This window comes from uncultured Limnohabitans sp. (assembly GCF_937889215.1).
In the GTDB taxonomy this organism is placed as follows: domain Bacteria; phylum Pseudomonadota; class Gammaproteobacteria; order Burkholderiales; family Burkholderiaceae_C; genus Limnohabitans_A.
The window spans coordinates 1-7,648 of record NZ_CALBEX010000429.1 but is presented as its reverse complement, the minus strand read 5'-3'; the positions used below and the strand labels follow the sequence as shown (position 1 = coordinate 7,648).

Sequence of the window (7,648 nt, the reverse complement as noted above, 5' to 3'; positions counted from 1 at the left end):
CGCCGGTGTAGCGGCCGATCAACTGCAGCTGGCTCACGGGCACATACAGCGTGGCATCGCCCGCGTATTCGAGGTGCAAAAACTCTTGCAGGGCGGGCGTGCCATCTTCGTTTTTCTGGCCCATGTCCATGTTGATTAGGCCCCGGTAGCGGCCAATGCCATGCTGGCTGTGTACCACCGGGTCGCCCACGTTCAGCTCGCTCAGGTCTTTGATCAACGCTTCAACATCGCTGACCTGTTCCTGCTTTTTGCGGCGGCGCGTGGTGGCCCCTGCAGCAAAGAGTTCGGTTTCGGTGACCAGGTCGATGCCGTGCTCAAACCAGTGGAAACCGCTGACCAACGCTGCCGTGGCCATGCCGACTTTTTCGTCGTTGGTCAAGAAGTCTTCAAGGCTGTCGAACACCGGGGGCGTGAGGCCGCTGGAGCGCACAAAGTCGAGCAGGCTTTCGCGGCGGCCATCGCTTTCGGCCAAAATCAGCACGCGGGTTTTGCTGCTGCGGATGTGCGCTTGCAAACGGGCCAGCGGGTCTTCTGCGCCGCGCACCACCGTCAGCTCGGGCAGTGCTTGGGCCAAGGTGTTGTCGGCCACATCGGCGGTGCCGGTTCGCAGTGCCAGTTGCGCATGGCCGTTGGTCAGCGTGTAGAACTGCTCGGCACTCAAAAACAGCGATTCGGGCGGCAGCACGGGCCGCTCAGGGTCGCCTTGCACCAAGCGGTAGCGGTCTTTGGTGTCTTGCCAAAATCGCTGAAAGGCGGGTTCCAGATCGCCGTGCAGCACCACGGTGGCGGCATCACTTTGTGACGCATTGGGGCCAGCGCCCAGGTAATCAAATACCGTGGCGGTTTCTTCAAAGAAGAGCGGCAGGTAGTACTCGATGCCCGCCGTGGCTACCCCGTTGCCCATGTCTTTGTAAATGCGGCTTTTGGTCGGGTCGCCTTCGAGCAGCTCGCGCCAGCGGCTGCGAAAGCGCGCACGGGCGGCCTCGTCCATCGGGAACTCGCGCCCCGGCAACAAGCGCACTTCGGGCACGGGGTAGAGGCTGCGCTGGCTGTCGGGGTCGAAAGTGCGTATGGAGTCGATTTCGTCGTCGAACAGATCCACCCGGTAAGGCACCAGCGAGCCCATGGGGAAGAGGTCGATCAAGCCGCCGCGCACCGCGTATTCGCCGGGGCTGACCACTTGGCTGACATGCGAGTAGCCCGCCAGCGTGAGCTGGGCTTTGAGCTGGGCTTCGTCGAGCTTTTGCTTGACTTTGAACTCGAAGGTATAGCCCGCCAAAAAGGACGGCGGGGCCAGGCGATAGAGCGCGGTGGTGGCGGGCACCAGCACCACGTCGGCGCTTTCGGGGTGGTTGCGCTGTTTGATGCGCCAGAGGGTGGCAAGACGTTCAGAGATCAGGTCTTGGTGCGGCGAGAACGTGTCGTAGGGCAGGGTTTCCCAGTCGGGAAACATCACACAACGCAGGTCCGGGGCGAAAAACACCAGCTCGTCCATCAGGCGCTGCGCGTCAGCCGCGTCGCTGGTGATGATGGCGGTGAGTTTGCCCGCCCTTTTTTCGCGCTCGGCCAATTGGGCCAGCAGCACGGCATCGGCCGATCCGACAGGGCGGGGCAGGGTGAAACGTTTGCCGGTGATCAGGCTGGGCAGTTGCATGGTGGCTATGGGCAAAGGCGTTGAAAAAAAGCAAAACACCCCCCGCCGGGATGGAGGGGGGTGATGATCTGTCGAATTGGTTTGATTTTAGTGGCTCAGAGCTGTCTGGCCGCTTGACTGGTCAGGTCAACCACAGTGTTCAGTAGGTCGGCGGCTTCAGCCCCGACAAATGTTCGCGCGCCATCAGCCCATGTCGGGGCTGAAGCCATCGACCTACAAATTTACAATGTCAACAAATGACCGATCCCACCCTTTCGACCCGTTTCCATGCCCTGGTGCCCTGCGCCGGCACCGGCAGCCGCGCGGGCACGGCACAACCCAAGCAATACCAAACCCTGGCGGGCCAACCCATGGTCATGCACACCCTGCAGGCGCTCGCGCGCGTGCCAGAGCTGGCCAGTGGCTGGGTGATCCTGTCGCCGGGCGACAGCTTTGCTTGGCCCCAAGATGCGTGGCCTGCGCATTTCAGGCGTGAGGCTTGTGGTGGCGCAACCCGCGCCGAGAGCGTGTTCAATGGCCTGAGCGCCATGTTGCACTCGGGTGTGGCGGCCGATGATTGGGTGTTGGTGCACGACGCAGCGCGTTGCCTGATCGCGCCCGAGGCGGTGTCGGCCTTGGTCGAGGCCTGCCGGGATGACCCGGTGGGCGGCTTGCTCGCTTTGCCGCTGCCTGACACCCTGAAGTCGCACACCATGGACGGCCGGATCGCCCGCGTGGCCAGCACCGTGCCCCGCGAAGACAAATGGTTGGCACAAACGCCGCAAATGTTCCGCCTGGGGGCTTTGCATGCCGCTTTGGCAGAGGCCGCCGTCAACGGCTTTGCGGGCATCACCGACGAATCGAGCGCCATGGAGCGCCTTGGCTTGTCACCGCGTCTGGTGCCCGGCTCAGCGCAGAATTTGAAAGTCACTTACCCGGCCGACTTCGCTTTTGCCGAAGCGGTTTTGAAAGGCAGAACATGAACATCCGCATAGGCGAAGGCTGGGACGTGCACGCCCTGGTGCCCGGACGAAAGCTGATTTTGGGCGGGGTGGAGATCGCGCACAGCGCAGGCCTGTTGGGCCATTCTGACGCCGATGTGCTGCTGCATGCCATCACCGATGCGGTGCTGGGCGCAGCGGGCCTGGGCGATATTGGTCGACACTTTCCGGACACGGATGCGCAGTTCAAGGGGGCCGATTCGTCGGTGTTGCTGCAAGAAGCCATGCGCCGGGTGCGGGCGCAAGGCTGGGAACTGGTGAATGTGGACAGCACCATCGTGGCCCAGGCCCCCAAACTGGCCCCGCATATGGCGGCTATCAACGCGGGCGTGGCCCAGGCTTTGGGCGTGGCGCTGGATCAGGTGAATGTGAAGGCCAAGACGGCGGAAAAGCTGGGGCCCGTGGGCATGGGCCAAAGCATGGAGGCCCGTGCCGTGGCTTTGCTGCACAAGCCTTCTTGATGGCGCTGCGGGCCGGAGCCCGTGTTCAACGGGCTGGGCGGATCGCGGTTTTGGGCCTGAACGCCTTACACACTTCGCCCTTGGTTTCCATGTAAGGCCCACCGATCAAGTCCACGCAATAAGGCACGGCCGCAAAAATGCCATGCACCACGGCTTTGCCATCGGCATCTTTCAGGCCTTCGAGGGTCTCGGCAATCGATTTGGGCTGCCCCGGCAGGTTGATGATCAGGCTCTGGCCTCGGATGACGGCCACTTGGCGCGAAAGAATAGCGGTGGGGACAAATTTCAGGCTGATTTGGCGCATTTGCTCGCCAAAACCGGGCATTTCCTTGTCGGCCACGGCCAGCGTGGCTTCGGGCGTGACATCGCGCAGGGCAGGGCCTGTGCCACCGGTGGTCAGCACCAAGCTGCAACCGGCGTCGACCAACTCGATCAAGGTGGCGCTGATGCGCTCTTTTTCGTCGGGGATCAGGCGTGGCTCGAAAGTGATCGGGTTGTGCAGCGCACGGGTCAACCAGTCTTGCAGCGCAGGCAAGCCTTTGTCTTCGTAAACGCCTGTGCTGGCTCGGTCGCTGATGGAGACGATGCCGATCTTGACCGGGTCAAACTGGGATTCACTCATCTTCAGCGTCCTCGTCGGGGGTGTTGTCACTTTCACCGCCGGTGAGCACGCTGCGCACCAGCTTAAACAGCTCGCGGTATGCACGGCCTTGGCGCGGGGCCAGGCCTTGTGACACGGCGGCATTGGTCACCGGCACGGCGTCCTTGCGGGCTTGGCGCACCAAGGCGCGCAGCTGCTGGATGTCGGTTTGCGGGTAGTGCGCGATCCATTCGCCCACCGCCGCATCATCGGCGATCAGGCGATCGCGCCAGGCTTCAGCCAGGTGCAGAGCTTGGGTGTCTTTGGCACTGCCCAGGCGCTGAATGTCGAGCGCTTCGCGCACGGCTTGCAGGGTTTCGGGGCTGAGCAGGCGCATTTGCTTGCCGATGAACTGCATTTGGCGGCGCTTGCCTTCGAAGTTGGTGATGCGCTTGGCTTCGGCCAGGCCATCGGCCAGTTTGTCGGGCAGGGCCAATCCCGCCATCAGGTCTTTGCGCAAAGTCAGCAGCTCGGTGCCGAGGTCTTGCAGTTCGGTGCTTTCTCGCTTGAGTTCGGTGCGGCTGGGGCCATCGAAGCCGCCTTTGAGCTCGCGCTTGTACTCGAGGTCCAGTTCGCTGCCTTCGGCAATGAATTGACCACGGACGAAATAGCCTTTTTTGGGTTTACGGGACATGACTGGGGGAACTCGTTCTCTAATGCAGCGCGAGGGCTGGGTGGCAAGTATCATAGCGGCCACTGCGGACCGTGTGCCCGCCATTTTTTTCGAGATCTTTTCCGTGAAAAAAAACGCCCCTACCACCGCCTCGTCTGCCCACCCTCACGACGGATTCAGTTACTCGCGTGACCATTTTGAAGCGCTGGTCGACATCGCCTTGCACCACGCCAAAAAACTGGGTGCCACCAACGCGGGTGCCGAGGCCTCTGAAGGCTGCGGCCTGTCGGTCAGTGTGCGCAAAGGCGAGTTAGAAAACGTGGAACGCAACCGCGACAAATCGCTGGGTGTGACGGTCTATGTGAAGCACCGCCGGGGCAATGCCAGCACCTCTGATTTTTCCAAAGCCGCGATCGAGCGCACGGTGCAAGCGGCTTTTGACATCGCGCGCTTCACAGCCGAAGACCCCACAGCGGGTTTGCCGGATGAAGCCGACATCGAAACCCAGCACCGCGACTTGGACTTGTTTCATCCTTGGTCCATCAACAGCGAAGAAGCGGCCCGCATCGCTTTGCAATGCGAAGCCGCTGCCCTCAAGACCAGCCGCCGCATCACCAACAGCGATGGCGCAGCCGTGTCGGCTCAACAAAGCCACTTCTTCAGCGCCCACACGCACGGCTTCCGGGGTGGGTATGCCAGCTCGCGCCACAGTGTCTCGGTGGCACCGATTGCCAAGTTGCCGGGGCGCAATGCCGAAATGCAGCGCGACGCCTGGTACACCTCGATGCGCTCGGCCGATGAATTGGCCTCGGTCGAGGCGGTGGGCCGCTATGCCGCCGAACGTGCCTTGTCCCGTTTGGGTGCCCGCAAAATTGCCACCACCGAATGCCCCGTGCTCTTCGAGTCCCCTGTGGCCGCTGGCTTGTTGGGTGGTTTTGTGCAGGCTGTGAGTGGCGGGGCGCTGTACCGCAAGAGCAGCTTCTTGCTCGACTCGCTGGGCAAAAAAGTCTTCCCCAAACATATCGACATCGAAGAAGACCCGTTTGTGCTGCGCGGCAAAGGCAGCTCGCCCTTTGACGACGAAGGTGTGCGCTCGGTGCGCCGCAAAGTGGTCAAAGGTGGGCGCGTTGAGGGCTACTTTTTGAGTAGCTACTCGGCCCGCAAACTGGGCATGAAGACCACCGGCAATGCCGGTGGTTCACACAACTTGGCATTGACGTCCCGCCTGACCCAAACGGGTGACGATCTGGATGCCATGATCCAAAAGCTGGGCACCGGTCTGTTTGTGACCGAGTTGATGGGGCAAGGCGTGAACTACGTGACAGGCGACTATTCACGCGGCGCCAGCGGCTTTTGGGTCGAAAACGGCCAAATCGCTTTTCCCGTGCACGAGATCACCATTGCTGGCAACCTGAAAGACATGCTCATGGGCATTGAGGCCGTGGGCTCAGACACCTACAACATGGGGGCCAAATCTACCGGCTCCATCTTGGTTAATCGCATGAAGGTGGCGGGCAGCTGAGCGCTGTGCAAGCCGAATTATTGGCGGCGTTGGCCGCCTTGTCTTGGGCTGTGGGCAGTTTGTTTTCTGCCGCGGCGTCCAGTCGCATGGGTGCTTTTGCTTTTACCCGCTGGCGCTTGTTTTTTGCCCTGACCTTGCTGTGGGCGCTGGCGCTGTTCACCGGTCAATGGCGCAGCCTGGATGGCGCGAGTGTAGGCTTGCTGGCCTTGTCCGGCTTGATCGGTATCTTCATTGGCGACACGGCCTTGTTTGCATGCATGAACCGACTCGGGCCACGCCGCAGCGGCGTGCTGTTTGCCACACACGCTTTGTTTTCTACCTTGTTGGCTTGGTTGTTTCTGGGTGAGACCCTGTGGGGCTGGACTTTGGTGGGCGGCAGTTTGTTGGTCTCGGGCGTGATGGTGGCGATTGTCTGGGGCCGCCGTGAGAGCGAAACCCACGCTTGGGAAAATACCCAAGGGGCATTGTGGACGGGTGTTGTGCTGGGCCTTGTGGCCGCCGTTTGTCAGTCGGTCGCTACCTTGATGATCAAGCCTTTGATGGCCTCTGGTGTGGACGCGGTGGCGGCGTCTGCCGTGCGCACGTCGGCCAGCTTTTTGGCACATTTGGTCTTGCTGTGGGCTGGGGCCAAGGTGGCGCGGGTGCAAAACCCACTGAATCTCAAAACCCTGTTCAACACTTGGGCCAGTGCTGCTGTGGCGATGGCGCTGGGCATGACCTTGATTTTGCAGGCGCTGCACACCGGGCAGGCCAATTTGGTGGGCATTTTTTCATCGCTCACCCCCATTTTGCTGTTGCCTTTGCTGTGGGGGGTGTACCGCCGCCGCCCAGCTTGGGGGGCGTGGGGAGGGGCGGTTCTGGCTGTGGCTGGGGCGGCGCTGATTTTGCAGGCCTAGCGGGTTGGGGACATCAACCCGCCAGCGCAGCCTTCACGGCAGCGGACACCTGGCCCATATCGGCCTTGCCTGCCAGTTGGGCTTTGACTGCGCCCATGACCTTGCCCATGTCACCGGGGCCTTTGGCACCCAGGTCCAGCACAATCGCCTGCACGGCAGCCGTCACCTCCTCGGCCGACATGCGCGCGGGGAGGTAAGCCACCAAAACAGCCATTTCGGCCTTTTCCTTGTCGGCCAAGTCTTGGCGGGCAGCTTGCTCAAACGCGGTGATGGAGTCTTTGCGCTGCTTGATGAGTTTGTCCACGATGGCCACCACGGCCACATCGTCCAGCTCGATGCGCTCGTCCACTTCTTTTTGCTTCATGGCCGACAGCAGCAAGCGGATGGTGCCCAGGCGCTCGGCGTCTTTGGCGCGCATGGCGGTTTTCATGTCTTCGGTGATTTGTTCTTTCAGGCTCATGAGAGGCTCCTGTTGAAGTGGCGATTGCAGTGGAGGGGCATAAACGACAAAGCCCGCCTGAGCGTCCTCTAGCGGGCTTGTTTGCAGACCTTTTCAGGTCAAGCAAAGTGGAAGATCAATACATCTTCTTGGGCAACTGCATGCTGCGCACACGCTTGTAATGGCGCTTGACGGCAGCCGATTTCTTGCGCTTGCGCTCAGTGGTGGGCTTTTCGTAGAACTCGCGGGCACGCAGATCGGTCAGCAGACCGAGCTTTTCGATGGTGCGCTTGAAGCGACGCAGGGCAACGTCGAACGGCTCGTTTTCTTTAACGCGGATGGTGGTCATTGAATCAATTTTCCAAAAAAATGTGCCGGCTGCGGAAGCAAGGGAGATCGGGCCCTTGAAACCCAGTTTCGGCGGTTCCTCGTCACGAACTAGT

The 7,648-nt window shown here is 61.4% G+C and carries 9 protein-coding genes; 4 read left to right on the top strand and 5 right to left on the bottom strand.

Features of this window, described 5'->3' with window-relative positions:
- Positions 1 to 1,654, bottom strand: a 1,654-nt coding sequence (locus tag Q0341_RS10980) for a CarD family transcriptional regulator (RefSeq protein ID WP_299513143.1), incomplete at its 3' end; no start/stop codon positions are given.
- 236 nt (positions 1,655 to 1,890) lie between these two features.
- Here Q0341_RS10980 and ispD point away from each other — a divergent pair.
- Positions 1,891 to 2,616, top strand: a complete 726-nt coding sequence (gene ispD / locus Q0341_RS10975; RefSeq protein WP_299513141.1) for a 2-C-methyl-D-erythritol 4-phosphate cytidylyltransferase — start codon at positions 1,891 to 1,893, stop codon at positions 2,614 to 2,616.
- Positions 2,613 to 3,095 (top strand): 2-C-methyl-D-erythritol 2,4-cyclodiphosphate synthase, encoded by a 483-nt coding sequence (gene ispF / locus Q0341_RS10970; protein WP_299513138.1) that lies wholly within the window; start codon positions 2,613 to 2,615, stop codon positions 3,093 to 3,095. Before ispD ends, ispF begins: the two co-directional genes overlap by 4 nt.
- Positions 3,096 to 3,120: 25 nt before the next feature.
- Here the strand turns inward: ispF and mog are convergent, their stop codons facing one another.
- Together mog and yjgA are read right to left on the bottom strand one after the other, a co-directional pair.
- Positions 3,121 to 3,717, bottom strand: coding sequence for a molybdopterin adenylyltransferase (gene mog / locus Q0341_RS10965; RefSeq protein WP_299513136.1), 597 nt, complete (start codon positions 3,715 to 3,717; stop codon positions 3,121 to 3,123).
- Positions 3,710 to 4,369 carry a ribosome biogenesis factor YjgA gene (gene yjgA / locus Q0341_RS10960; protein WP_299513134.1) on the bottom strand — a complete coding sequence of 220 codons (660 nt, stop codon included), beginning with the start codon at positions 4,367 to 4,369 and terminating at the stop codon, positions 3,710 to 3,712. Before yjgA ends, mog begins: the two co-directional genes overlap by 8 nt.
- 22 nt (positions 4,370 to 4,391) lie before the next feature.
- Here yjgA and pmbA point away from each other — a divergent pair, with 22 nt between their 5' ends.
- The gene (gene pmbA, locus Q0341_RS10955) at positions 4,392 to 5,870 is read left to right on the top strand and encodes a metalloprotease PmbA (protein ID WP_299513132.1); all 1,479 of its coding nucleotides are present in this window, start codon (positions 4,392 to 4,394) and stop codon (positions 5,868 to 5,870) included.
- A gap of 5 nt (positions 5,871 to 5,875) precedes the next feature.
- Positions 5,876 to 6,766 (top strand): DMT family transporter, encoded by an 891-nt coding sequence (locus tag Q0341_RS10950; RefSeq protein ID WP_299513130.1) that lies wholly within the window; start codon positions 5,876 to 5,878, stop codon positions 6,764 to 6,766.
- A 13-nt stretch (positions 6,767 to 6,779) separates the two neighbouring features.
- Here Q0341_RS10950 and Q0341_RS10945 read toward each other — a convergent pair whose 3' ends face one another.
- Together Q0341_RS10945 and rpsU are read right to left on the bottom strand one after the other, a co-directional pair.
- Positions 6,780 to 7,226: a GatB/YqeY domain-containing protein gene (locus Q0341_RS10945; RefSeq protein WP_299513128.1), complete on the bottom strand. Its 447-nt coding sequence runs from the start codon at positions 7,224 to 7,226 to the stop codon at positions 6,780 to 6,782.
- A gap of 115 nt (positions 7,227 to 7,341) precedes the next feature.
- On the bottom strand, positions 7,342 to 7,554 hold the full coding sequence (rpsU, locus tag Q0341_RS10940; RefSeq protein WP_019428257.1) for a 30S ribosomal protein S21: 213 nt from the start codon (positions 7,552 to 7,554) through the stop codon (positions 7,342 to 7,344).
- Positions 7,555 to 7,648 lie beyond the last annotated feature (94 nt).